The organism is Idiomarina sp., from assembly GCF_048265525.1.
Taxonomy (GTDB): domain Bacteria; phylum Pseudomonadota; class Gammaproteobacteria; order Enterobacterales; family Alteromonadaceae; genus Idiomarina.
This window is the reverse complement of record NZ_JBLXBI010000003.1, coordinates 122216-145264: the sequence shown is the minus strand read 5'-3', so window position 1 is coordinate 145264 and position 23049 is coordinate 122216. Positions and strand designations below refer to the sequence as shown.

At 50.1% G+C, this 23049-nt stretch carries 17 protein-coding genes; 5 read left to right on the top strand and 12 right to left on the bottom strand.

Annotated features, from left to right (window positions below):
- Positions 1-2: 2 nt before the first annotated feature.
- From hutH to hutC, 3 genes are read right to left on the bottom strand one after another with little or no spacing between them, the layout of a single operon-like run.
- Positions 3-1538, bottom strand: coding sequence for a histidine ammonia-lyase (gene hutH, locus ACN0TF_RS08270; protein ID WP_417441542.1), 1536 nt, complete (start codon positions 1536-1538; stop codon positions 3-5).
- Positions 1539-1547: 9 nt separating this feature from the next.
- On the bottom strand, positions 1548-3224 hold the full coding sequence (gene hutU / locus ACN0TF_RS08265; RefSeq protein WP_417441541.1) for a urocanate hydratase: 1677 nt from the start codon (positions 3222-3224) through the stop codon (positions 1548-1550).
- 3 nt (positions 3225-3227) lie between these two features.
- Positions 3228-3929 (bottom strand): histidine utilization repressor, encoded by a 702-nt coding sequence (gene hutC, locus ACN0TF_RS08260; RefSeq protein ID WP_011235677.1) that lies wholly within the window; start codon positions 3927-3929, stop codon positions 3228-3230.
- 123 nt (positions 3930-4052) lie between these two features.
- On the opposite strand from hutC, the gene hutI reads away from it, so the two are divergent.
- On the top strand, positions 4053-5279 hold the full coding sequence (gene hutI / locus ACN0TF_RS08255; protein WP_417441540.1) for an imidazolonepropionase: 1227 nt from the start codon (positions 4053-4055) through the stop codon (positions 5277-5279).
- Here hutI and ACN0TF_RS08250 read toward each other — a convergent pair.
- Complete coding sequence (locus tag ACN0TF_RS08250) at positions 5230-6279, bottom strand: formimidoylglutamase (RefSeq protein ID WP_417441539.1); 1050 nt, start codon at positions 6277-6279, stop codon at positions 5230-5232. The two genes, hutI and ACN0TF_RS08250, sit on opposite strands and share 50 nt — an antisense overlap.
- Positions 6276-6761, bottom strand: a complete 486-nt coding sequence (gene rraA / locus ACN0TF_RS08245; protein WP_011235680.1) for a ribonuclease E activity regulator RraA — start codon at positions 6759-6761, stop codon at positions 6276-6278. Before rraA ends, ACN0TF_RS08250 begins: the two co-directional genes overlap by 4 nt.
- A gap of 160 nt (positions 6762-6921) precedes the next feature.
- Here rraA and ACN0TF_RS08240 point away from each other — a divergent pair, with 160 nt between their 5' ends.
- The gene (locus ACN0TF_RS08240; RefSeq protein ID WP_417441538.1) at positions 6922-8994 is read left to right on the top strand and encodes a putative bifunctional diguanylate cyclase/phosphodiesterase; all 2073 of its coding nucleotides are present in this window, start codon (positions 6922-6924) and stop codon (positions 8992-8994) included.
- 24 nt (positions 8995-9018) lie between these two features.
- Here the strand turns inward: ACN0TF_RS08240 and hslU are convergent, their stop codons facing one another.
- From hslU to priA, 5 genes are all read right to left on the bottom strand, one after another.
- Positions 9019-10371, bottom strand: a complete 1353-nt coding sequence (gene hslU, locus ACN0TF_RS08235; RefSeq protein ID WP_011235682.1) for an ATP-dependent protease ATPase subunit HslU — start codon at positions 10369-10371, stop codon at positions 9019-9021.
- Between the two features lies 1 nt (position 10372).
- Positions 10373-10930, bottom strand: coding sequence for an ATP-dependent protease subunit HslV (gene hslV / locus ACN0TF_RS08230; protein ID WP_011235683.1), 558 nt, complete (start codon positions 10928-10930; stop codon positions 10373-10375).
- 83 nt (positions 10931-11013) lie between these two features.
- The gene (locus ACN0TF_RS08225; protein WP_417441537.1) at positions 11014-11580 is read right to left on the bottom strand and encodes an SPOR domain-containing protein; all 567 of its coding nucleotides are present in this window, start codon (positions 11578-11580) and stop codon (positions 11014-11016) included.
- A 6-nt stretch (positions 11581-11586) separates the two neighbouring features.
- Positions 11587-13329, bottom strand: a complete 1743-nt coding sequence (gene argS / locus ACN0TF_RS08220; protein WP_011235685.1) for an arginine--tRNA ligase — start codon at positions 13327-13329, stop codon at positions 11587-11589.
- 92 nt (positions 13330-13421) lie between these two features.
- Complete coding sequence (priA, locus tag ACN0TF_RS08215) at positions 13422-15632, bottom strand: primosomal protein N' (protein ID WP_417441536.1); 2211 nt, start codon at positions 15630-15632, stop codon at positions 13422-13424.
- 167 nt (positions 15633-15799) lie between these two features.
- On the opposite strand from priA, the gene rpmE reads away from it, so the two are divergent.
- Both rpmE and ACN0TF_RS08205 read left to right on the top strand, forming a co-directional pair.
- Entirely contained in the window at positions 15800-16018 is a 219-nt protein-coding gene (gene rpmE / locus ACN0TF_RS08210; protein WP_011235687.1) for a 50S ribosomal protein L31, read from the top strand.
- A gap of 241 nt (positions 16019-16259) precedes the next feature.
- A complete protein-coding gene (locus tag ACN0TF_RS08205; RefSeq protein ID WP_417441535.1) occupies positions 16260-17504 on the top strand; it encodes a malic enzyme-like NAD(P)-binding protein in 1245 nt (414 codons plus the stop codon).
- Here ACN0TF_RS08205 and metJ read toward each other — a convergent pair.
- A complete protein-coding gene (gene metJ / locus ACN0TF_RS08200; protein WP_011235689.1) occupies positions 17501-17824 on the bottom strand; it encodes a met regulon transcriptional regulator MetJ in 324 nt (107 codons plus the stop codon). The two genes, ACN0TF_RS08205 and metJ, sit on opposite strands and share 4 nt — an antisense overlap.
- A 174-nt stretch (positions 17825-17998) precedes the next feature.
- On the opposite strand from metJ, the gene ACN0TF_RS08195 reads away from it, so the two are divergent.
- Positions 17999-20440: a bifunctional aspartate kinase/homoserine dehydrogenase II gene (locus tag ACN0TF_RS08195; protein ID WP_417441534.1), complete on the top strand. Its 2442-nt coding sequence runs from the start codon at positions 17999-18001 to the stop codon at positions 20438-20440.
- Positions 20441-20475: 35 nt separating this feature from the next.
- On the opposite strand, the gene ACN0TF_RS08190 is transcribed toward ACN0TF_RS08195, so the two are convergent.
- On the bottom strand, positions 20476-22938 hold the full coding sequence (locus ACN0TF_RS08190; RefSeq protein WP_417441533.1) for a penicillin-binding protein 1A: 2463 nt from the start codon (positions 22936-22938) through the stop codon (positions 20476-20478).
- Positions 22939-23049 lie beyond the last annotated feature (111 nt).

Here is a 23049-nt window from a genome sequence, read left to right as displayed (position 1 = left end):
AATTAAGCTTCAGACAAAATATGCGGTAGTTTCACCACTGCCGCTAACTCACCATTTTGAATCAGGTCACTGGCCGCTTTAATGTCCGGCGCAAAGAAACGATCCTCAGCATAGTAAGCCACTTGTTCACGTAAGCAGTTAAATGCGGTTTCAACTGCTGCTGCACCTTTTAAAGGGCGACGGAAATCCAGACCCTGTGCCGCTTCTAACCACTCAATCGCAACAATATCACTGACGTTTTTAGCAATGTCCGTTAACCGACGTGCCGCAAAGGTTGCCATCGACACATGGTCTTCCTGGTTAGCAGAGGTTGGCAGACTGTCCACAGACGCCGGATGCGCCAGCGTTTTATTTTCTGACGCCAATGCCGCAGCGGTAACTTGCGCCAGCATAAAGCCCGAGTTAACTCCGCCGTCATTGACCAGAAATGCCGGTAACTTGCTTAAATGACTGTCTATTAGCAATGCACTGCGACGCTCTGACAAAGCACCAATTTCGCTGGCAGCAATGGCCAGAATATCGGCTGCCATAGCGACTGGCTCTGCGTGGAAGTTACCACCGGAAATAATATCCTGCTCTTCGCTGAACACCAGTGGATTGTCAGTAACACCGTTGGCTTCGCGCACTAAAATACCCGAGGCATGCTCAACTTGGTCTAGCACCGCACCCATTACCTGAGGCTGACAACGTAGAGAATACGGATCCTGCACTTTTTCGCAGTTCTCGTGGTCTTTAGCAATTTCGGAACTGTCGGTCAGTATATGACGCAACATTTCGGCGGCTTTAATTTGCCCTGGTTGTCCGCGTACTGCGTGAACACGTTCATCAAACGGCGCCCGCGAGCCCATAGCGGCTTCCACAGAAGTTGCACCCACCACAATGGCGGCATGGAAATTACGTTCAATACGGAACAGACCTGCCAACGCTAATGCCGTTGATGCCTGAGTACCATTTAATAAGGCCAGACCTTCTTTCGGCGCAAGTTCAAAAGGCTCAATACCCGCTATTTTCAAGCCTTCCTCAGCGTTTAGTACCTCGCCGTTATGACGAACCGTGCCTTCGCCTACTAAGGGCAATACCATGTGCGCTAACGGTGCCAAGTCGCCCGACGCACCCACCGAACCTTTTTCCGGTATACACGGGTACACTTCGGCATTCAATAGCTTGATCAGCGCATCAACCAGCACCGGACGTACACCAGAAAAGCCGCGCGACAGAGAGTTAATTTTCAGCAACAACATTAAACGCACCACGGCGTCTTCCATTAGGTTGCCGGTGCCGGCAGCGTGCGATAACACAATACGACGCTGGAGATCAGTCAGACGCTCAGGGGGAATGCGGGTATTCGCCAGCAGCCCAAAACCGGTATTAATACCGTAAACCACTCGTCCTTGCTCCAGCACATCTGCAACGGTTTTCGCCGAAGTCGCAATGTTGTCCTTAGCTTCATCAGACAACTTCAGTGTCTGATGCTGATAAAACCAGTTGCGCAGTTCACTTAACTGCAATTTTCCTGGCTGTAATTCAAAATGACTCATGCAACCTCCTTACTTCGTATCCAGCATCGGTAAATCAAGCCCTTGTTCACGGGCGCAGTTTTTCGCAATATCGTATCCGGCGTCGGCATGACGCATAACACCAGTACCCGGGTCGTTCCACAGCACCCGGCCTAACCGCTTGTCAGCTTCTTCGGTACCGTCGGCTACAATCACCACACCGGCGTGCTGTGAGTAACCCATGCCAACGCCACCACCATGGTGAAGGCTGACCCAGGTAGCGCCGCCTGCTGTATTCAGCAAAGCATTCAACAACGGCCAGTCCGATACCGCATCAGATCCGTCCTGCATAGCTTCGGTTTCACGGTTAGGGCTGGCAACTGAGCCAGAATCCAGGTGGTCACGGCCGATAACAACCGGTGCTTTCAGCTCGCCGCTTTTAACCATGTCGTTAAACGCGCGGGCAATGCGGGCACGGTCTTTAAGGCCAATCCAGCAAATACGTGACGGCAGGCCCTGGAAGCTAATGCGTTCTTTGGCCATATCCAGCCAGTTGTGTAAGTGCTCGTTGTCCGGAATCAGTTCTTTGACTTTCTGATCGGTTTTGTAGATGTCTTCCGGGTCACCCGAAAGCGCAACCCAACGGAATGGGCCAATACCTTCACAGAACAGCGGACGAATATAAGCAGGCACAAAGCCCGGGAAGTCAAAAGCGTTATCCACACCAACGTCTTTGGCCATCTGACGAATGTTGTTGCCGTAATCCAGTACGGCCGCGCCCTCTTTCTGGAAGTGCAACATAGCGCGCACCTGCACAGCCATGGATTCTTTCGCAGCATTTACCGTACCGGTGGCATCGCTTTCCTGCTTCGCTTTGTATTCTTCCAGTGTCCAGCCCTGCGGCAAGTAACCATGCAGAGGGTCGTGGGCTGAGGTCTGGTCAGTCACTACGTCCGGCGTTACACCGCGCTGCTGCAATTCCGCATAAACGTCAGCGGCGTTCCCCAGTAAGCCCACTGAAATGGCTTCGTCTTTTGCCATAGCGTCATTAATCAGTTTTAACGCATCGTCTAAGTTAGTGGCTTTATGATCCACGTAACCGGTGCGCAAACGGAAATCGATACGTGACTCGTCACATTCAACAGCCAACATACAAAAACCGGCCATGGTTGCCGCTAATGGCTGAGCTCCACCCATGCCGCCAAGACCGCCAGTAAGTACCCACTTACCTTTCGCGTCACCGTTAAAGTGCTGACGCGAAACCGAACCAAAGGTTTCATAGGTGCCCTGCACAATGCCTTGCGAGCCAATGTAAATCCAGGAACCTGCGGTCATCTGGCCGTACATCATCAGGCCTTTTTTATCGAGCTCGTTAAAGTGTTCCCAGTTTGCCCATTCAGGCACCAGGTTAGAGTTTGCAATCAGCACGCGCGGCGCGTTTTCATGGGTAGGAAATACACCTACCGGCTTACCGGATTGAATCAACAGCGATTCGTCTGGTTTTAAACGCTCTAAGGTTTCAATAATTTTGTCATAGCATTCCCAACTGCGCGCTGCACGACCAATGCCGCCGTAAACAACCAGCGCCTGTGGGTGTTCCGCCACTTCGTCATCCAGATTGTTCATCAGCATCCGCTTTGCAGCTTCCACCTGCCAGTTGCAGGTGGTTAGCTCGGTTCCATGAGGTGCGCTAATTTTGCGACTTTTATCCAAACGGGTGAATGACATGACTTACTCCTTAAAGGTTAAATGGCCGCCTAACTTAAAACGGGAGCCCGGATGGGTCAGCGTGGCGAAAGTTACCACGCCACCAGAGCTCCAGGTGCGGCGCAAAATTCTGAGACAAGGTTCGTGACGGTCGATACTTAAGTATTGGCAGAGAGTATTGACCGGCAGAATAGCTTCAATTTGATGACTGGCTTCGGTGAGCGGGCTGACCACGCATAAATATTCGTGCGGAGTCACCTTGCTGTAGTCCTGCTTAAGATAATCGGGAACCAGTTTGGGGTTAACAAAACGCTCTTCCAGCTGCACCGGCAAGTCGTTTTCATAATGAGTGATCAACGAATGAAACACCGGGCTGCCTTCTTCCAGTTCCAGCGCTTCAGCTACCTGAGTCGAGGCCGGTTGTTCTTTCAGCATATGCACTTTGGCGCGGTAGTCGTGACCGCGTGAACGCACTTCATCGGCAATATTGCGAATGGCCATAAATGAGGTTTGCGACTTAATTGGCGCAACGTAGGTACCAGAGCCCTGGGTACGAATGACCAGACCCTCGTCGGCCAGTTCCTGTAGCGCACGCCTTGCCGTCATTCGACTGACAGAAAACTGCGCCGACAAGGCATTTTCTGAACTGACAGGGTGGTTTTCAGGCCACTCACCGGATTCTATCTTCAGATAAATATGCTGTTTTATCTTTGAGAACTTATTCATCCCGACCCCAACATGTAAATGACATGACTCGATGTTTTTGAGGTTAAAAGTCTAGTTCAGAATAATTGTATATACAAGCAGCTTTTGCTACTCTTTTATCAGAATCAACCTTAAAGGACTGTTATGCAACGCATAGAAAATATCAACGCAGCGACAATGACTGATGATAAGGGTTATGGCCTTATCCAGGACGCTACAGTCATTATTAATAAGGACAAAATTGAATTTGTGGGTGCCGCTTTTGACGCCCCCGCCACCCCAACTGCAGAAGTAATTGACGGTAACGGCGGTCTGCTGACTCCCGGGTTAATTGATTGCCACACTCACCTGGTTTGGGCCGGGTCCCGCGCTAACGAATTCGCACAACGTCTGCATGGTGCCAGCTATCAGGAAATTGCTGAGCAGGGCGGTGGTATCAAGAGTACGGTTAAAGCCACTCGCGAAGCCTCCGCAGAAGAGTTACTGGCACTGGCTTTAGAGCGCGCAGAAACGCTCATGTCGCAAGGGGTGACCACCATAGAAGTGAAGTCCGGTTACGGATTGGATCTGGAAAACGAGCGCAAACAATTAACCGTAGCGCGTCAGTTAGCTAAACAGTTACCGGTGAACATCAAAACGACTTTGCTGGCGGCACACGCGGTGCCTGCCGAATTTAGCAATAACTCCGACGGCTATATTGAAGAAATTATTCAAAACATTTTACCGAGACTGGCTAATGAAGGCCTGGTCGACGCGGTTGATGCTTTTTGTGAAAGTATTGGATTTAGCCCGGCACAAACCGAAAAAGTGTTTAAAGCGGCAAAAGAGTTAGGGCTGCCAATCAAGCTTCACGCCGAGCAAATCACCAACCAGAAAGGCGCCAAACTGGCCGCGGACTATCAGGCATTATCGGCCGATCATCTTGAGCAACTGGATGAAGAGGGTGTGAAGGCCATGGCCGAAAATGGCACTGTGGCGGTGTTATTGCCCGGCGCATTTTACTTCCTGCGCGACACGCAAAAACCGCCGGTTGAGTTACTGCGCAAACACGGTGTCCCCATGGCCATTGCCACCGATGCAAACCCGGGTTCATCGCCGATTCATAACTTACCGTTAATGCTGCAAATGGCTGCGACCTTTTTCCACATGACACCGGAAGAGTGTCTGCGGGGCGTTACCGTCAATGCAGCAAAAGCATTAGGCGAGAACCAACGCGGCGTTATTGCCGAAGGCTGTTACGCAGATTTAGCACTCTGGAATTGCAAAGACGCCGCTGAGCTCACTTACCAGTTTGGCGTGAACCCGTTAAAAACCTTGTGGTTTAACGGCGTCGCTCACGACCGTGTAAATAAGCCGTGGTCAGCTCGCTAAGCAACTGTCCGCATATTTTCATACCTTCGTCGAAGCCTGCACTGCACAATGACGGCGCGGCTTCGGCAAGGTGTAAATAACGCGCTTCGTTCACCTCAGCTAAACGCTTAACGTACTGAAAACCCTGGCCCAGACTTAAGCCAACATAGTTTACAGCACTAGCCGGTACGGCATTTAATGCATCAACATCAACTTCAATACCCAGCGGCCGCTGCCAGGACACGGCTTTCGCTACCACTTCGTCCATCACCTCAACAAATGACCGCTCATATAAGCGGTGCAAGGTATGGTAACGCATTCCGGCATCCTGCAGTTGGCGTAGGCTGCTGGCGGAGTTTTTGCCCTGATGCAGGCCAACAATATGGTAAAACTCCAACGCACCTTCCATATAAGCGTAGCTAAAGCCATTGCCCGAGTGGCGGCCTTCGCGCGGACGGAAGTCTGCATGAGGGTCTAAATTGACCGCACCACAAGCTTCCTCTGTCACTTTATGCAAACTTTTCAGCAGCGGATACGCATTATTGTGACCCCCGCCGATAACAATGACTTCAAAACCCTGCTCGAACAACGGTGTCAGAATTTTCTCGACGCGGGCATCAACCTGCGCACAAAGTTCACGTAAAGTGGCAAGATCATGAGCGTCTGTAGCATCGAGTTCAGCGGCCTTTTCGTTTAAGTCGTCGCAATTAACCGCTCCAACCAACAACAGTTCGTGCGTAGAAAGTAGCCCCGTTTTTTGCAGGTTTAAGAAGCTTTTCAAAAAAGCCTGCCAACCGTCATCGGCACCGGCGCGACCAAGGTTGGCTCGCACACCGATACTCTCGGGAATACCGACTAATGCTACACGCTGGCCGTCTTCCCAAGCTGCCGCCAGGCTTTCTTCGTAAGTGCCCTGTTCAGAAAGCCCCCGAATGGCCTGGCCAATTTTCGTTTCCTGTTCACGTACCGTGACCCATTTTGCCGGGTCGGTCAGTTCTAAGTAAGAGATGTCACTCATCATTCAATATCTAATGGTTCCGGAGACAAGATAACGCCAGTAGTATCGATATAAAGGTGGTCTTCCGGCAAAAAGGTTACGCCACCAAAGTTTACCGGCACATTCAGTTCACCTACGCCTTCGCTAATAGCGCCAACCGGAATAGAAGCAACGCCCAGAATCCCAATATCCAGCTCTTCCAGCGCGTCAACTTCGCGCACGGCGCCGTAACAGACAATGCCTTCCCAGTCGTTATCCATGGCTTGCTCAGCAATAGCTGCATCAACCAGAGCGCGGCGTGATGAGCCACCACCATCAATCAATAGAATCTTACCACCACCGTCGGCAGCAATGGTTTCCTCAATAAGCCCTTTATCTTCGTGGCACTTGATAATAACCAAACTTCCACCAAAAGAGCTGCGGCCTCCGTAAGACTCAAACATGGGTTCAACCACATCGACCATATCGGGGTATAAATCGCAAAGTTCTGAAGTGTTGTATTCCATGATTGTATTCCTGACGTTGCTATAGCAGTAGCTGGCAGTATACCTGCTATCCGGTGCGGACAAAAGCAACCTGATAGCGGCAACGAAACCCTTGAATTATAGGATAAAAACCCGTTTAATCTAACTAACCATAATAATAATAAAGTGAATTGCTATTTTCATGCCCCAGCTCGACCTCATGACCAGTCTGGCTATAGAGACCTTTGCGCATTCAATACAGGCAGTTTTTCTGCTCGGATTTGCCGCTTTACTGATGTATTACCATAGATACTATCAGCGCGATTATCTAGGCTACTGGGCTTTCGCCTGCTGTGCATTTGGTCCTGGAGAAATCATCAGAGCCTTTCTGGCCGGTAGCGCCATGATCGCGCCTGAGTCTGCGCTTAGCTGGTCCAGTGGTTTACAGGGGGTTGCTTTAACCTGCCAGTACCTCGCCATTTCTTTTATTGCCCTGGGTGCCTCTTGCGCCGCTTTTAATAAAAAACCACAAAACTACTGGCAATACATAGCTTATGCGGCGTCTCTGCTGGGCGGCATTATTTCATACTTTTGGCTGGAACCAACCATCAGCTACGCTGGTAGCACGCCCAATGCCGGGTTTATGAGGTTTCTGGTCACAGGTTCTGTCTTAGTGGCGGTCAGCTTGTTCATGTGGCGGAAATTAGGAAGCGGTATTGGACCCAAACTGGTATCCGGTGGCTTTTTCAGCATTGGTTTTAAAAACTTTATTGTACTCGGTGCTATTTTCTTCTTGCCCGGCAACGCCATTGACTGGATCCTCAGCTTTCAGGCACTGTTCACCGTTATTCTCATTGCCGCCGTCATTGTCGGCATAATTATTTGGCTGCTGGAATCTGAACGCAATACCGCCGTGCGCGCCATTCAAAGAGCCGAGTATCTGCATACCCATGACGCACTGACCGGGGTCTCTAACCGTGATCAGCTAGTCAGTAAAATTCCTTTATTCATCGAGTATTGCCGCAGTAATAACCGCCAGTTAACCATTATGCTTATTGGCGTCAGTCGCTTTAAAGTGGTTAACGAAAACATTGGTATTCGCGGTGGTGACCAAGTGTTAAAAGAAATTGCCCGACGCCTGCAGAACTTTCGCAAACAGCCCCTGGCGGTATCCCGTATCAGCGGCGATGTCTTTGCAATTGCCTTTGATCATTTAAAAAGTCGCAGTCTTATAAAAGACTTAGCTGCAGAACTTCAGGACACACTGAGTAAGCCCATTGAAGTGGGTGAAAAAACGTTGAATATTGCCGCTGGTATTGGTATTTCCCGCTACCCTCAGCACGGCAGTCGCTCAGAAGTTCTGCTGAACAAAGCAACCATTGCGCTGACTCAGGCAAAGCAGTCACACCAGCCCAGTGTTACCGTTTATGAGCGGGGCATGGATGAGATGTACTCTTACCTGGTTGATATGGAGCCAATTTTGCGACGCGCGATGCGGGAAAATGAGTTCACTCTGTATCTTCAGCCGCAGTTTGATTTTGACCATCAACAGCTTTGCGGCTTTGAAGCCCTGATCCGCTGGCAACATCCTGATCGCGGCCTACTGAGTCCAGCAGAGTTTCTGCCATATATCGAGCAATTGGGGCTTTCCACCGAACTGGATGACTGGGTGCTGAACCACGCGGCGGCTATCCTTGCCTCCTGGAAACAAAAGTTTGGTCTCTGCTGGCCCATAGCGGTGAATTTATCCGCGCCGCAATTTCAGCATTTTCAATTAATCGAAAAAATGCAGCAACTACTGGAAGACTACAGTATTTCACCTGAATGGCTGGAGCTTGAGATTACCGAAAACGTAGCTATGTCAGATTTACACAACGGCATGAGTGTTATCCAGCGGTTGCGGGAAATGGGTTTTGGTATTTCTATTGATGACTTTGGTACCGGCCATTCTTCACTGGCTTACCTTCGTTCATTACCTATTAACAAAATTAAAATAGACCGCAGCTTTGTCAGCGAACTGCAGCAAAATAATAACGATGTCACCATTTTAAAAGCTATGATCCGTTTGTCTCACGGTCTGGGTAAACGCGTTATTGCCGAAGGCATTGAAACCGAAGAGCAACAGGACATGTTGCAAAAGCTGGGTTGCGACATGATGCAGGGCTACTTCTATTCACCACCAATGCGTCTGCAATTTGCCGAGCAGTTTATTGAACGCCAAATTCAGGGCGACAAAAAGCCGTTGCCACCCGGAGAGTTTGCAACGGCTTTCTAGCTCTACAATTTCTGCAGAGTTTTTTTACAGGATGAACCGGCTTAAGTCTTCGTCCTGTGACAGCTCACCGACATGTTCATTCACGTAGTCGGCATCAATAACCAGTTTCTCACCGCTGTGGTCAGTGGCATGGAACGAAATTTCTTCCATTAAACGCTCCAGCACCGTATGTAAGCGACGCGCACCAATATTTTCTGTGGTTTCGTTTACATGGAAGGCCACTTCAGCAATGCGCTGGATACCTTCTTCAGTAAAGCTTACCTCTACGCCTTCAGTGTTCAGCAGAGCATGATACTGAGTGGTCAGCGACGCGCTTGGCTCTGTCAGAATGCGAACAAAGTCACCACTAGTCAGTGCTTCCAACTCAACCCGAATAGGCAAACGGCCCTGCAGCTCCGGAATAAGGTCAGACGGCTTGCTCATCTGGAATGCACCAGAAGCAATAAATAGAATATGATCGGTTTTTATCATACCGTGCTTGGTATTCACCGTTGTACCTTCAACCAAAGGCAGTAAATCGCGCTGCACACCTTCGCGGGAAACGTCTGGCCCGCTGGTATCACCACGCTTACAAATTTTGTCAATTTCATCTAAAAAGACAATGCCGTTCTGCTCAACCGACTCAATAGCGGCTTCTTTAACGTCGTCAGGATTCAGCAGCTTTGCCGCTTCCTCATCAACCAATTGTTTGTAAGCGTCTTTAATGCGCATTTTGCGCGCCTTGGTCTTATCGCTGCCCATGTTCTGGAACATGTTCTGCAATTGCGACGTCATTTCTTCCATTCCCGGCGGCGCCATGATTTCAACACCCATTTGCGGCATGGCTAAATCAATTTCTATTTCTTTGTCGTCCAGCTGGCCTTCACGCAATTTCTTACGGAATACCTGACGCGTGCCACGTTGGTCATCGTTTTCCGGCGTCTCTTCCTGTTGCTGAGCCCAACCAGAAGAAGACGTCTTAGCCGGTGGCAGCAGTACATCCAGAATACGCTCTTCCGCCGCTTCTTCAGCGCGGTAACGTACCTTCTGCATCATTTCTTCGCGCGTTTGTTTCACAGCAACGTCGGTTAAATCCTTAATAATGGATTCAATTTCTTTACCCACATAACCCACTTCTGTGAACTTAGTCGCTTCAACTTTAATAAAAGGCGCTCTCGCTAATTTAGCCAGCCGACGGGCAATTTCCGTTTTGCCCACACCGGTAGGACCTATCATTAAGATATTCTTAGGTGTTACTTCCTGACGCAGCTCGTCATCCAGCTGCATCCGGCGCCAGCGATTACGCAAAGCAACAGCGACAGCGCGTTTGGCTTTATCCTGACCAATAATATGTCGGTTTAATTCGTCTACAATTTCTCTTGGGGTCATCTCAGACATCTTATTTTTTCCCCTGCTTCGTTTTGTCTTCAGCAATAGACTCTTCTTCTTCAATGGTCTGGTTGCCGTTGGTATACACGCAAATATCGCCTGCAATGGTCAGTGCTTTTTGCACAATGTCGCGGGCATTTAAGTCAGTATTTTCCAGCAAAGCTCTTGCTGCCGACTGCGCAAACGGCCCACCGGAGCCAATCGCGATCAAGTCGTTTTCCGGCTGCACGACATCGCCATTACCGGTAATAATTAATGACGTTTCTTTGTCAGCAACCGCAAGCAATGCCTCCAGTCGGCGCAAAGCACGGTCGGTACGCCAGTCTTTTGCCAGCTCCACAGCCGCACGCATCAGGTTCCCCTGATGTTGCTCAAGTTTGGATTCAAAACGTTCGAATAGTGTGAAAGCGTCAGCGGTGCCACCGGCAAAACCTGCCAGCACTTTATCGTGGTAGAGACGGCGCACTTTGCGCGCGTTGCCTTTCATTACGGTATTACCCAGAGAAACCTGGCCATCACCGCCAATAACAACTTTATCGCCGCGGCGAACAGATACGATAGTAGTCAAATCAAGACCCTCTTTTTTGTCTTAGTGACGTCGATGACAAGTATTTGAGGGTCTATATCGTATTTTTCAATGGTGAATGTCGACTAATCGATATTCCAGTTCCAGATTGCGCAGCCAAACACCTGATTACGCTGCAATTTATGGCGATCACGTTCGGCATCGCGTTTGGTTTCATAAGGCCCCAGAATGACTCGGTACCAAAGCCCATTACTGCCTTCAGTCGAGCGCACCTGAGATTCCAGCCCCGCCATCGCAATTTGTGCACGTAACCTTTCAGCGTCCTCCTGCTGACGGAAAGAACCACATTGCATGAGTTTCGGTGGACCCACTTCGCGTTCCGGCACATCCACTTCCACTTCTTTACTTCTTAGCTCTTCAATGTAACGCCAGCGCTCAGCCGATTTCTTCGGCAATAAGTCCGCCGGAGGCGGTTGCACTAGCGGTTGTTCAACCTGTTCAGACTTACCGCTAATTTGCACCAGAATATAGCTGAAAAAAGCAATGAGACCAATGGCAACAGCGACCACGAACCAAGGCACCGGTTTACGCTCAGCAACCGGTTTCGCGCCGCGTTGCTGTTTTTTATTGGTTCCCTTTTTCTTAGCCGGCTTACGTTTTGGCGATTTTGGCTTACGATTCGCGTAATCCATAGTGCGTTACATCTTCTCCAGGGTTGGAATACCCAGTAATTCCAGGCCTTGTTTCAGTACGTTGGCGGTTAACATCGACAACTTCAGACGGCTGTTACGAAGGGCTTCGTCTTCCTGATTCAAAATTGGGCAGGCTTCGTAAAAACTAGAGAAGCGACCGGCCAAATCAAACAGGAAACCGCATAAGAAATGCGGCATCGCTTTATCCTGAACCTGATGCAGTACTTCGTTAAAACGGACCAACTGATTCGCTAGCGCCAGCTCGCGCTCATCACTCAGAATAATATCTGCGTTACGGTCAAAGGCGGTGTCGCCTAAACGGTCAAAAATACTGTTCACGCGGGTGAAAGCATAAAGCAGGTAAGGTGCAGTGTTGCCTTCAAAAGTCAGCATGTGGTTCCAGTCGAAAACGTAGTCGCTGGTACGGTTTTTCGATAAGTCCGCGTATTTAACTGAGCTAATACCCACTACTTCAGCAACTCGTTTCTGCTGCTCTTCGCTAAGGTCGGTAGTTTTTTGCTGCAATAGTTCCAGCGCACGGCGTTCGGCTTCATCCAGTAAGTCAGCCAGCTTGGTTACGCCGCCGTCACGACTTTTATAAGGTTTACCGTCTTTGCCCATTACTGTACCAAAACCGTAATGGTTCAGCTGTATATCGCCTTCCACAAAACCGGCTTTGCGCGCCAGCGTAAAAATTTGGTCAAAATGCAGTGCCTGACGGGCATCCACAAAGTACATCAAATGGTCGCCGCCCAATTCTTTCTGACGGTACTCAATGGCGGCTAAGTCGGTAGTGGCATAAAGATAACCCCCACCTTTTTTCTGCACAATAATTGGCAGCGGCTCGCCTTCTTTGCCTTTGTATTCTTCAAGGAACACACACTGCGCGCCCTGATCTTCAGTCAACAGGCCTTTCTCGCGCAGATGCTCAATAACGCCCGGCAATTTGTCGTTGTAGGCACTTTCTGCCATCACATCGTCACGAGTCAGCTTAACGCCCAGACGGTCGTAAACGTCCTGACAATGGCTCAGTGAGACATCAATAAACTGATTCCACAGCTTCAGGCAATACTCGTCGCCCGACTGCAATTTTACCACCAGCTGACGCGCACGGTCGGCGAATTCTTCGCTTTCATCAAAACGCTGCTTGGCGGCTTTATAAAAGGTTTCCAGATTGCTCAGTTCGTATTCTGCCGACTGATTATCCAGCGCTTCCATGTACGCCAATAACATACCAAACTGCGTACCCCAGTCGCCCACGTGGTTCTGGCGAATCACTTTGTGCCCTAAAAATTCACACACACGGGACACGGCATCGCCAATAATGGCTGACCGTAAATGGCCTACATGCATTTCTTTGGCCAGGTTAGGCGACGAGTAGTCAATAACAATGGTTTTGCTTTCTTCTGCCACATCCACGTTCAGGCTGTCGCTGTTAAGCATTGCGGTTAGCTGGTCTTTCAACTGGTCCTGCGAAATGGTGAAGTTAATAAAACCGGGACCCGCAATGTCCATTTTTGACAGTAAAGAATTTTCCGGAACCGCAGCAACAATGGCTTCTGCCAACTGGCGCGGGTTCGATTTCGCCGGCTTTGCCAGCATTAATGCCAGGTTTGTCGCAAAGTCACCGTGCGACTTATCGCGGGGTCGGTCCAACTGAATGTTTACTGAGTGATCCGCCGGAATTGTGCCCTGTGCTTTAAGTTGACCAATGGCTTCGGCCAGTAACTGTTCAAGTTGTTCTTTCATTAATGCGACTACCTGTATGAAAAATCGAAGAGGAAATTCAAAGCGCTTAGTTTAATCGCTACGCTCGATAAAAAAAACCGCTTAGTTGTTAATCAGCTGAAGTCTTGTGGATCAATGTCCAGTGACCAGCGCACTTTTTTCAATAACGGCAAGGCGTTAATCTGCGGCAACAAGTGTTCAATAAGCTGAAAACGCAATTTACGTGACTGACAATGTAGCAGTAATTGGTAGCGGTAACGACCAGCTTTACGCTCCATTAAAGCTGGCATCGGCCCCAGTAAAAACGCACCTTCCACCTGCGGCATTAACTGCTGAATTTGCGTCATGGCCTGTACCACCGAGTCTCTGTCGGTTGCTTCCCCACGGAACAGAGCCAAATAGGAGAACGGCGGCAGCTCGCTTTGCTGGCGTTCGGCAAGTGCGGTCAGGGCAAAGTGTGAATAACCGTTGTTGAGTAAGTCCTGAATTAAGTCGTGCTCCGGATGATGAGTTTGCAGTACCACCTTCCCGGCTTTGTGCTCCCGCCCGGCGCGACCAGCCACCTGAGTGTAAAGCTGGCCTAAACGCTCTGCTGCCCGGAAATCCGCACTGTAAAGCGCGCCATCGACATCCAGCAGCGCCACCAACGTCACATGCGGAAAGTGATGGCCTTTTGCCAGCATCTGCGTGCCGACCAGCAAAGGGTACTCGTTATTTGTAGCTTTTTGCAGGTAATCATCCAACTGACCTTTACGGCGGGTTGAGTCCCGGTCAATGCGCAGCACCCCTCGATCCGGAAACATTTCTTTCAGGCTATGCTCTAACTGTTCGGTACCCACACCATGAGAAATCATCTGCGGCGATCCACAGGAGCCACACTGGCGAGGTATGCGCTGCTGGCTGCCACAATGGTGACACTGCAGCTGCTGATGGGTTTTATGTACGGTGTAATAAGCGTCACAACGATGACACTGCGCCAGCCAGCCACATTCGTGACACATTAACGCCGGTGCAAAACCACGACGGTTAAGAAACAGCAGTACCTGATTGCCACGCTCAATTTCTACCTGAATTTGTTCCTGCAAAGCTTTAGAAACACCGGCTTTTATGGGCTGCTGTTTCAGGTCAATAAGTTCGTGTTTAACCATTTGTGCGCCACCAGCGCGCTGCCCCAGCTTAAGCCAGTGAAAGCGCTTGCTAACCGCGTTATTCAGGGTTTCCAGCGAGGCCGTTGCACTACCCAGCACCAGCGGAATATTCAGCAACGACGCCCGTTTAATAGCAATGTCCCGGGCATGGTAGCGAAAGCCGTCCTGTTGTTTGTAGGACAAGTCATGTTCTTCATCGACCACAATAAGCCCTAGCTTCTGGCAGGGCGTAAAAACCGCCGAACGGGTACCGATAATAATTGCCGCATGTCCGTGCTTTGCATCCAGCCAGGTATTCAGTCGCTCTCTGTCGCTCATACCGGAATGCAGCATCACCACCGGCGCGTCAAAGCGTTCTTTAAAGCGCTGCAAAGTCTGTGGAGTCAGGCCTATTTCCGGTACCAGTACCAACACCTGTTCACCACGTTCCAGTACCGGTTCCATGGCTTGCAAATACACTTCGGTTTTACCACTACCGGTAACCCCTTCCAGCAACAAAGTGCTGTGCTTCTGCTGTTGGTTAATGGTCGAAACCGCCACTGCCTGTTCGGTATTCAGCGCATGACCCTGCTCTTTTAGCACCGATGACTGCTTTTGCCAGCCCTGTGTTTTTGCCGGTGCCTGCTCGCGCACTTCAATCCAGCCTTTATCCTGCAAGGTACGAAGCACGGCTGAGGTTACGCCTATATCGGTCAAGTCACTGCGCCTGAGCGGCTGATTCTTGAGCGCCGCCAGCACCTGCTGCTGTCTTGCCGCCCCTTTTAAATCATTAATGGACTGCGCCCGGCCTAAATCGGTCAATGCATAAAAAGTTTCGGTCAGATATTCCGGCGCATCGCCTTTGCGCAACAAAACCGGTAGGCTATTGGCGGCTACATCCCCCAATGAATGGTGGTAATAATCGGAAGACCAGCGCACCAGTTGCCAGATATCATCCGGCCACAGCCGTTGCTCATCCAGTACCGAAGCGACCGCTTTCAGTTCAAATGTTGGCGGTTCGTCATTGGCTTCGGCAACCACATAACCCACTAGCTGACGCTGGCCAAAAGGCACGCGCACGCGGACTCCCTGCGGCAGTGGCTCGGCACTTTTGCACAGATAATCATAGGTTTGTCGAAGAGGTAACGGCAGTGCGACTTTATAACGTCGTTCACTGCCGGTGCTGGCTTGCTTCATGGCTCTATTCTGGAACGCTACCGCGCAGAATACAAGGCAGCAGATTCTGCTTGATCACAGGCGCAGGATCACATAAAATGCGCGGCTCTTAATTCATTGATGTTTTTTTGCGCATGGTGTTCGGCTTTGGATCGAATGGCGATGCGGCCCATAACTGAGGTAACCCCATGAAACAAGGTATTCATCCTAAGTACGAGACTTTAAAAGTCAGCTGTTCTTGCGGTCACACGTTCGAAACGCGTTCAACCCGCTCAGAAGATCTTCACCTGGACGTATGTTCAGAGTGCCACCCGTTCTACACTGGTAAGCAACGTGTAATGGACACTGGTGGTCGTGTTGATAAATTTAAGAAGCGTTTTGGTGCTCTGGGCAAGAAAGACTCCTAAGAAAACCTATAGAAAACGCTGCTTAACAGCAGATTTTAAGAGAAAGGCGCTAAACAGCGCCTTTTTTTGTGCCCGCTCGCCTAAACCTCCTATTGTTAAAGAAAAGTTAACTGGTGTACTTTTGAACACTCGTTAAATTTAGTTCGCGTCATTCGGCATAAAGACGGAGGTAAGATTTGTTTCTTAGCATAAAAGCGATAGACTGATTGGCATTCTGATAACCAGACTCAGGTATCACCGCATGACAGATTTTCGCCAACAGGCACTGGATTACCACGAATACCCGACCCCGGGTAAAATTTCGGTTGAACTCACCACTCCCGCAGAAACCAGCAAGGATTTAGCTCTGGCATACAGCCCGGGCGTCGCAGAGCCGGTTAGGGAAATAGCTCAGGACCCAGACGCTGCCTACCGGTATACGGCCAAAGGCAATATGGTTGCGGTTATTACTAACGGAACCGCCATTCTTGGTCTGGGCAATTTAGGGCCACTGGCATCAAAACCGGTAATGGAAGGCAAAGCTCTTCTATTTAAGCGCTTCGCCGGACTAGACTCTATTGATATTGAAGTGAATCATCGTACTACTCAGGACTTTATCAATACCGTTGCTAACATTGCCGATACCTTTGGTGGCATCAACTTAGAAGACATTAAAGCGCCTGAATGTTTCGAAATAGAACAGGCGTTAATAGAGCGCTGCAATGTACCGGTATTCCATGATGATCAGCACGGTACAGCCATTGTGACGGCCGCCGGTATGCTGAACGCGTTGGAAATTCAGGGTAAGAAGCTGGAAGAGTCGCGCATTGTTTGCCTTGGTGCCGGTGCTGCCGCCATTGCCTGTATGGAGCTTTTAATTAAATGTGGCGCACAACGTGAACACATTTATATGCTCGACTCAAAAGGCGTTATTCACACCCGTCGTGATGACTTAAACGAATACAAACAGCTGTTTGCCAACAATACCGACAAACGTACGCTAAAAGACGTTATTGAAGGTGCCGATATCTTTGTTGGGGTTTCAGGACCAAACTTACTTAGCGCAGAAGAGTTAAAACTTATGGCGCCTAACCCGGTTCTGTTTGCCTGCTCTAACCCAGACCCGGAGATTAAGCCGGAAACCGCTATGGCGGCGCGTGATGACCTGATTATGGGAACCGGACGCTCAGACTACCCGAACCAGGTGAACAACGTTTTATGCTTCCCGTTTATGTTCCGCGGCGCATTAGATGTGCGTGCTACTGCGATTAATGACGAAATGAAGGTTGCAGCGGTAGAAGCCATTCGCCAGCTGGCGAAAGAGTCGGTGCCGGAATCGGTATTAAAAGCGGCCGGTGTCAAAGAATTAACCTTCGGCCGTGATTATATTATTCCTAAACCAATTGACCCGCGCTTGTGCCCACGCGTATCGCGCGCCGTTGCCGAAGCCGCGGTGAAGTCCGGCGCAGCTAAAATCGATTTACCAAAAAATTATATGCAGGATTAATCGTCGAGCTCTTCGTCGGTCGGAATCGGTAATCCCCGGGCTTCCAGCTCTTCGCGCACCGCTTTGGGGATTTTATTCGGATTAGATTTTTGCAAATCTTCATCTTCCGGCAGCGGCTGACCGGTAAAAGCGTGTAAAAACGCCTCACACAGCAGTTCGCTGTTGGTAGCATGGCGCAGATTATTAATTTGGCGACGGGTTCGTTCATCGGTCAATACTTTTAACACGCGCGTGGGTATTGAGACCGTAACTTTTTTCACCTGCTGACTCTTACGACCGTGTTCAGCATAAGGGTAAATATATTCGCCGTTCCATTTCATTGTTATTGTCCCGCTATATAACAAAACCACATAAGTTATAATGAATTGTACCCGAATGAATGACCCCGTCAAATTTTATCCGTCTAGATGGCTAAAAGTTGCTGACATTTGCCTGACAATATTTTAGCCTTAGTAGCAGTTACCTAATTCAAGCGAGTAGTTAAGGAAGGCGGAATGACCACAACTCAGCTCACAGAAGAGCATAAGCAAGCCGTTGCCGACAGCGTTCAGGTGCACAAATTTGGCGGCAGCAGTCTTGCCGATGCGTTCTGCTATCGCCGCGTTGCCCGAATTGTAACCGAGTACGCCGGTGCCAGCGACTTAGTCGTTGTTTCCGCAGCTGGAGATACAACCAATCGCATTCTTGCCATTATTAATGCCAAAGCTCAGCCGGGCGATACCGCCAGCATTCTGCTCGATCAGTTGGAGAGTTTTCAGCAAGGGCTGATCACCGAATTATTAAGCGGCAATTTACAGCAGCAACTACTGCAGCATTCACAACAAGATTTCACTCGCTGGCGTCGTTGGTTGGCCGGTGACGAAGATATTAGCCATAACGCCGAGTTACTGTCGTACGGCGAACTCTGGTCTGCCCGCTTGTTATCAGCTTTACTGCAAAAACAGGGCACCCGCGCCGACCACATTGATGCCCGGGACTTTTTACTCGCCGCAGATGCCCCTGAGCCCGTTATTCAGGTAGAACATTCTCGTGAAAAACTATTACAAAGAGTGGCTCCTCACTCGGGCACCCGCTTTATTGTTACCGGCTTTATTGCCCGCGGTTTAAATGGCGAGAGTTTAACGTTGGGGCGTAACGGCAGCGACTATTCAGCGACCTTAGTCGGCAGTCTGCTGGATACACGCCAGGTTACTATCTGGAAAGACGTGGCCGGCGTTTATTCGGCAGATCCGCGCAAAGTAGAGCGCGTGGTCAGCTTGCCAACATTAGACTGGACCGAAGCCGAAGAACTGGCGCGCCTTGGCAGCCCTGTTCTGCACCCAAGAACCTTTCAACCAGTCGACCGCCAGCGCATGGTCATTTCCGTTCGCTCCAGTTTGAAAGTAGAAAATCAGCAAACGCGTATTGGTCAGTTCCAAAATACCCAGCCCCGCGGAAAAGTCTTCACTTCACTGTCTGAGGTGGTGCTGTTTAAGGTTGAGCTGCACGATAAAGCCTTAGTAAAACGTCTGGATGAACTGGAATTAGAGCCGCTGGTCAGCTGGACCGAGCCAGAAAACCATCAGCAGTATCTGGTGTTTCACCAAAACCACTTAGACTACCTGACCGGCTGGTTAGACAGTCTGGGTGCCGGTGACGCCATAACTCAAATTCGCGGCTATTCCATGCTGGCCATTGTCGGTAACCGCATTCAGGAAACCGACCAGTTCTCGACCTTTAAACTGCAACTTTCCGAGCAAAAAGTGCGGCGCTTTGCCCTGACGCAAAACGGTGACTCTGCTGTTGCCATTCTGGAGCAAAAGCTTGATAACCGTTTACTCAACCGCCTGCACAGCCAATTGTTTAACTATCGTCGCAGCCTGGGCGTGCTGGTTATTGGTCGCGGCAACATTGGGACAGCCTGGCTGGAACTGTTCCGACAACAGCGTGACCGTATTAATCAGGTGATGGACGTTCGGGTTATGGGCATCGCCAACTCACGGCGCTTATGGCTGGATTACAATGGCGTAGAGCTAACTCAGTGGGCAGAAGACTTCGACCGCCTGGCGCGACCTTATGTACTCACGGAACTGCTGCGCGAGCTACCAAATGCACCATACGACGAGCTGGTCGTCATTGATTTAACCGACGCCAAACAAGTCGCGCAGCTGTATCCCAGCTTGTTCGCAAACGGTCTGCACATTATCAGCGCCAACAAACGCGCGGGCTCCGCCGATGAAGCACTGTACCGTGAAATTCGTACCATTCAGCACGAGTACAAGCGTGAATGGCTGTACAACACCACGGTGGGTGCCGGGCTGCCGCTGAACTACGCTATAAACGACTTGCGTAATTCCGGCGACGAAATTCGCAGTATCTCCGGTATTTTCTCAGGAACCATGTCCTGGCTGTTTGAGAATTTTACCAAAGGAGTCACTTTCAGTTCACTGGTAAAAGAAGCCAAAGAACGAGGTTACAGCGAACCTGACCCCCGTGAAGATCTGTCCTGTCAGGACTTAGTGCGTAAATTACTGATTCTGGCGCGCGAAATTGGCTTAAAACTGGACTGGCAGGATATTGAAGTAAAAAGTCTGGTGCCGGAACATTTACGTGACTTGCCACTTAGCGAGTTTATGCAGCGCTTATCGGAACTTGATGAGCCTATGACAGCCATGCTGGACGAAGCGGCTAAAGACGGCAAAGTGCCGCGACTGCTGGCGAGCTTTACCGTCAGTGATGAGCAAAGAGTTACTGCTCAGGTTGGTATTGAGTACATTCCGGAAGGAGACATGCTGGCCAACTTAATACCCGGTGAAAACATCTTCGTTATCTACACCGACTGGTATTCAGAAATGCCGTTAGTTATTAGCGGGCCTGGCGCGGGTAAACACGTTACCGCCGGTGGCGTGCAGTCAGACCTGAATCAGTTACTGAGTAAACTGGCAGTGGGAGCTTAACGCTCCCCTGCTTTTATTACGCCGATTTTACCTGATTAGAATAAGTCGTCGTCATCATCTTCAAAGATGTCACCGTTAGACTGACCGTTGTCGCGACTGTATTCAGTGGGCTCAGTGCCACGTATAAAATATTCAAACCGCGTTGTGTGATCGCTTTTGTGCGACAACTTCCCACTTTCTAAGTCGATACGAACATTCACCACTCCCGGCGGAATGCCAAAGTCGCGAGACGGAAACAGTGGCAGTGCTTTTTCCATATACAGGATCCAGCCCGGTAGCGCGGTTTTAGCTCCCGCTTCACCGCCGGTTATTGCCTGCTGACTGGAATCAACTTCAGGGTGCTTCGACGTGCGTCCCAGCTTACGGGAAACATCATCAAAACCCACCCAGACAGTCGTCGCAAGGTCCGATGTAAAACCTGAGAACCAAGTATCACGAACATCGTTAGTGGTACCGGTTTTACCGGCAATATTGCGGCCAACGGCTTCAGTAATAGGTTTAGAGCGCTGAATACGCCACGACGTACCGTTCCAGCCAGTGCCATTTGGCCAGCTGCCGCCGCCCCAGACAGCTGAGTTCATTGCCTGCTCAACCAGAAACGCATTCTGCTCGCTAATGACCTGAGGAGCCCGCTTGTCACAGTCGAAACAGGCGCGCACAGGGTCGGTTTCCTCAATCACGTTGCCGTCGGCGTCTTCAATGCGTTTGATAAAGTATGGCTCTACCAGAAAACCGCCGTTCGAGAACGCCGCATAAGCACGAGCCACTTGCATAGGGGTCATTGACAAAGAACCCAGAGATAGCGACTCGTTTTCAGGAATTTTTGAGCGATCCAGACCAAACTTAGCCAAATGATCCGCTACTTTTTTAACCCCCAGCTCGCGAATTAAGCGCACCGAAACCACGTTCTTGGATTTAGCCAGGCCTTTACGCAAACGAATAGGGCCTTCATAGACTTCTGGTGAGTTTTTCGGCCGCCAGGCGACACCTGAACCGGGGTTCCACTGGTTAATTGGTGCATCGTTCACCAGCGTAGCCAGGGTTAAACCTTCTTCAAACGCGGCTGAGTAAATCAAAGGTTTAATATTAGAACCTACCTGACGCTCTGCCTGCAACGCACGATTGTACTGGCTCAGCTGGAAACTGTAACCGCCCACAACAGCGGCAACAGCGCCATCATCCGGGCGCAAAGATACCACCGCAGAACTCGGCTCAGGAATTTGTGCCAGGCGCCATTCGCTGTCGTCATTCACCCGGCGCAGCCAAATAACATGGCCCGGCTGCATAATTTCATCTGCGGTTTCCGGTGGCGGCCCCTGACGTTCCTCGTTCAGATACTCTCGAGCCCAATGCATCGCTTTCCATGGCAGGGTTAACTTGCCCTCACCCTTAACTAATATGTCAGCCGATTGCTCTCCGACCGCGGTTACAACCGCCGGCGTTACCGCACCAATAACACGCAGTTGCTCCAGGTACTTACGTATGGCCGGTTCTTTAACAGGTTCTTCGTTTTTCTCTGCAGACCACAATATGCTGACAGGGCCGCGGTAACCGTGTCGTTCATCATAACTGTGCAGGTTATCCCAGATAGCCTGACGTGCGGCAAGTTGTACGTCACTTCTTATGGTTGTGTAAACCCGGTAACCTTCGTTATAGGCTTTGTCTTCACCGTAACGATCCACCATTTCCTGACGCACCATTTCCGCCAGATAAGGCGCATTAACTGTCACTTCGGCACCGTGTCGACGGGCTGTAACGGGCGCATTAGCGGCTTCTTCAAACTCTGCGCGAGTAATTTTCTTTTCATCCAGCATGCGCAATAGCACAACGCGGCGACGCGCTTTAGAGGCGATGGGGTTTGAAATAGGGTTCAGGTTGGATGGCGCCTTAGGCAAACCGGCAATAGTTGCCATTTGCGCCAGCGTCAGTTCGCTTAGCGGCTTACCGTAATACACTTGTGCAGCAGCACCGACACCATGGGCACGGTGACCAAAGGTGATTTTATTCAAATAAAGCTCAAGAATTTCATCTTTACTCAGCAGCTGTTCAATGTGAACCGCAATAAAGGATTCTTTCACCTTGCGCATCCAGGCCCGATCAAAGCTCAGGAAAAAGTTTCGCGCCAGCTGCATGGTAATGGTACTGGCACCTTCCTGAATTTCACCGGTGGTGAGCAACACGCTAAAGGCACGGGCAACACCAATAGGATCAACCCCAAAGTGCTGATAAAAGCGACTGTCTTCGGTAGCGAGAAAGGCGTCAATAAGCGGTTGAGGTACGTCTTCCAGTTTTACCGGAATTCGGCGCTTTTCACCAAATTGCGAAATCAACTCACCATCGGCAGTAAACACCTGCATAGGAGTCTGCAGACGCACTTCCCGCAAGGTTTCCACACTGGGTAGCTCCGGTTTTACATAAAAGTAAAGGCTGCCAACCGTTACCCCGCCAAGAATAATACACACCAGCAAGGTGTAGATTAGCCGCTTAAACCACTTCAATTATCTGCTCCATGACTTCATTTTTATTACGCCAGAACTTACGCCAGAAACACGCCAAAGTGTTGAAACCGAAATCACCGACATAAATTAGCTCATAACTCTTACTGACTA

Bases quoted from the DNA above. Each gene is read 5' to 3' on its own strand.
- ACN0TF_RS08205 (WP_417441535.1), top strand. From the start codon at position 16,260: ATGACAGATTTTCGCCAACAGGCACTGGATTACCACGAATACCCGACC.
- hslU (WP_011235682.1), bottom strand. From the start codon at position 10,371: ATGTCTGAGATGACCCCAAGAGAAATTGTAGACGAATTAAACCGACAT.
- rpmE (WP_011235687.1), top strand. From the start codon at position 15,800: ATGAAACAAGGTATTCATCCTAAGTACGAGACTTTAAAAGTCAGCTGT.
- hutH (WP_417441542.1), bottom strand. From the start codon at position 1,538: ATGAGTCATTTTGAATTACAGCCAGGAAAATTGCAGTTAAGTGAACTG.
- argS (WP_011235685.1), bottom strand. From the start codon at position 13,329: ATGAAAGAACAACTTGAACAGTTACTGGCCGAAGCCATTGGTCAACTT.
- metJ (WP_011235689.1), bottom strand. From the start codon at position 17,824: ATGAAATGGAACGGCGAATATATTTACCCTTATGCTGAACACGGTCGT.
- hutC (WP_011235677.1), bottom strand. From the start codon at position 3,929: ATGAATAAGTTCTCAAAGATAAAACAGCATATTTATCTGAAGATAGAA.
- priA (WP_417441536.1), bottom strand. From the start codon at position 15,632: ATGAAGCAAGCCAGCACCGGCAGTGAACGACGTTATAAAGTCGCACTG.
- ACN0TF_RS08250 (WP_417441539.1), bottom strand. From the start codon at position 6,279: ATGATGAGTGACATCTCTTACTTAGAACTGACCGACCCGGCAAAATGG.
- ACN0TF_RS08195 (WP_417441534.1), top strand. From the start codon at position 17,999: ATGACCACAACTCAGCTCACAGAAGAGCATAAGCAAGCCGTTGCCGAC.
- hutI (WP_417441540.1), top strand. From the start codon at position 4,053: ATGCAACGCATAGAAAATATCAACGCAGCGACAATGACTGATGATAAG.
- ACN0TF_RS08225 (WP_417441537.1), bottom strand. From the start codon at position 11,580: ATGGATTACGCGAATCGTAAGCCAAAATCGCCAAAACGTAAGCCGGCT.
- ACN0TF_RS08240 (WP_417441538.1), top strand. From the start codon at position 6,922: ATGCCCCAGCTCGACCTCATGACCAGTCTGGCTATAGAGACCTTTGCG.
- hutU (WP_417441541.1), bottom strand. From the start codon at position 3,224: ATGTCATTCACCCGTTTGGATAAAAGTCGCAAAATTAGCGCACCTCAT.
- rraA (WP_011235680.1), bottom strand. From the start codon at position 6,761: ATGGAATACAACACTTCAGAACTTTGCGATTTATACCCCGATATGGTC.